The organism is Polaribacter sp. (genome assembly GCF_965656025.1).
Lineage (GTDB): Bacteria > Bacteroidota > Bacteroidia > Flavobacteriales > Flavobacteriaceae > Polaribacter.
In genome coordinates, this window is the sequence record NZ_CBFHJT010000122.1 from 1 (window position 1) to 2498 (window position 2498).

Annotated in this window: 3 protein-coding genes; 2 read left to right on the forward strand and 1 reads right to left on the reverse strand. The window is 28.1% G+C overall.

Annotated features, from left to right (window positions below; translation table 11 throughout):
* Positions 1-208: 208 nt before the first annotated feature.
* Both porQ and cmk read left to right on the forward strand, forming a co-directional pair.
* Positions 209-1198: a type IX secretion system protein PorQ gene (porQ, locus tag ACTG3S_RS14185; protein ID WP_439129986.1), complete on the forward strand. Its 990-nt coding sequence runs from the start codon at positions 209-211 to the stop codon at positions 1196-1198.
* 1 nt (position 1199) lies between these two features.
* Positions 1200-1898: a (d)CMP kinase gene (gene cmk / locus ACTG3S_RS14190; RefSeq protein ID WP_439129988.1), complete on the forward strand. Its 699-nt coding sequence runs from the start codon at positions 1200-1202 to the stop codon at positions 1896-1898.
* A gap of 179 nt (positions 1899-2077) precedes the next feature.
* Here cmk and ACTG3S_RS14195 read toward each other — a convergent pair.
* On the reverse strand, positions 2078-2498 hold a 421-nt coding region (locus ACTG3S_RS14195; protein WP_439129987.1), incomplete at its 5' end, for a 7-carboxy-7-deazaguanine synthase QueE.

Consider the following 2498-nt stretch of genomic DNA (forward strand, 5'->3'; position numbering starts at 1 on the left):
CAGTAACTTAAACCTCATATCTTTTGATATGAGGTTTTTTTTTACATCAAATTTTTCTTCTTTCTTATTGAGTAAGAAAAACAATAATTATATTAAATCCATTTTATAAAATATATTGATTTATTTTCGTTAATAATATATTACTTTGTTTATTTGTTATTAGTTTATGAAATTAGTTTTTTTTTCTTCATTAATAAGTTTTTTCTTTATGCTTCCAATTTATGGACAGGTAGGAGGAGAGCAGGTATATCAATTTTTAAATATCCCTACTTCTGCAAGACAGATTGCATTGGGTGGTGAAGTTTTAAATTTGAATGATGATATAAATCAACCAACTTGGAACCCTTCTACTATAAATAACAATATAGACAGAAGGTTATCTGTTAATTATTCTAGTTATTTAGCAGGAATAAATATTGGTTCTGTATCCTATGCAAGAGAAATTTCTAGGAGATTTGGAACTATTCATGCTAATATTACTTATTTAAATTATGGTTCGTTAATTGGAGCTGATGAACAAGGTAATGAAACAGGTAATTTTAATGCAAATGATATTGCTCTATCAATAGGTTATGCTTATAATTTTCCAAACTCTAATATTTATGTAGGAACAAATTTAAAGTTTATTACATCTACAATTAGTATTTTTAATTCTACAGGTGTAGCTTTAGATTTTGCACTTTTGTATTCTAGTCCATTTAAGCCTTTTTCTATTACTTTGGTTGCTAGAAATATTGGTACTCAGATTACTTCTTTTGATTCAACAAAAGAAAAACTACCATTAAAAGTATCACTTGGAGGAAGTTATAAATTAGAATATGTACCATTAAAATGGTATTTTACATTAGATAATTTACAAAAATGGGATGTTTCAGTACCTAATCCTTCTGAACAAACTACTGATTTAGAGGGTAATGTAACATCAGAAAAAATAGGGTTTTTAAATAACACACTTAGACACTTTGTAATAGGAGCAGAATTATTTCCAGAAAAGTTAATTAATATTAGATTGGGCTATAATTTTAGAAGAGCTGCTGAATTAAAGTTGCAAAATGCACGAACCTTTAGTGGTATCTCTTTTGGGTTTGGAATAAAAATGAATAGATTTAAATTTAATTATGCAAATTCTAGATTTCATGCGGCTTCAAATGTAAGTACATTTAGTTTAGAAATTGATTTGGATAGTAGAAGAAGATAAAATGAATAATAAAATTACCATTGCTATAGACGGCTTTTCATCAACAGGGAAAAGTACTATTGCTAAATTAATTGCAAAAAAATATAATTTTATTTATGTAGATACTGGTGCTATGTACAGAGCTGTTACCTTATTTGCTATAGAAAATAATTTTATTGGTTCTGATTTTTTTGATTCAGAATCATTAGTTTCAAACCTTAAAAATATCTCGCTTAAGTTTATTTTTAATGAAGAATTAGGATTTGCAGAAATGTATTTAAATGGTGTAAATGTTGAACAAGAAATAAGGAGCTTAAAAGTATCTCAATTTGTAAGTAAAATTGCTGAGATTTCTGAAGTTAGAAAGAAGTTAGTTTTAGAACAACAAAAAATGGGCGAAAATGATGGAGTGGTTATGGATGGTAGAGATATAGGAACCGTTGTTTTTCCGAATGCTGACTTAAAATTATTTATGACTGCTTCTGCAGACAAAAGAGCTACCAGACGTTATAAAGAATTAATAGACAGAGGTGATGATGTTAGTTTTAAAGATATTTTATTTAATGTACAAGAAAGAGATCGCATAGATTCTACTCGTAAAGACTCACCATTAGTAATGGCAGAGGATGCTATAGAATTTGATAATTCGGATATGGGGATAAATGAACAGTTTGAACGAGTTTGCTCTTTAATTGATCAAAAAATTGCTCAAATTCAATAAATAACTAGATTAGTTTGGCCCTGATTGAACCTTTCGACTTGGTTCAAGACAGGCTTTTTGTTTGAAATCCTTTTTGCTGGTTCCTGAATTTAATTCAGGAATCAGCAAAAAGACTGAGTAGTAAAAGCAGGAAAAAGCTTCAAAAAAAAAGATTTCTACCTGAGCAATAATTACAAGAATTAAGGAATATTTAAATACTTATGAGTTTGTAAAGAAATTTTCCACTTCGGATTTTTCATCACATATTCAACAATTTGCTTAGTCATTTTTTCTTTTTTACTCCATTCTGGCTGTAAATAAAGTTGACATTTTTTACCCACTTTTTTTGCTTGCTCTTCTGCAAAATCAAAATCAGATTTGTTATGAATAATCATTTTTAACTCATCTGCCTCTCTATACACCTCATTTAAAGGTAATTTTGTTTTTTTTGGAGACAAACAAAACCAATCCCATTTTCCTGAAAAAGAATAAGCTCCTGAAGTTTCTATATGTGTCTTTATATTATTTTTTTGAAGTAATTCTGTAATATAATCCATAGACCACATTAAGGGTTCTCCACCAGTAATTACAACAGTATCTGCATATTTTTTTACATTATCT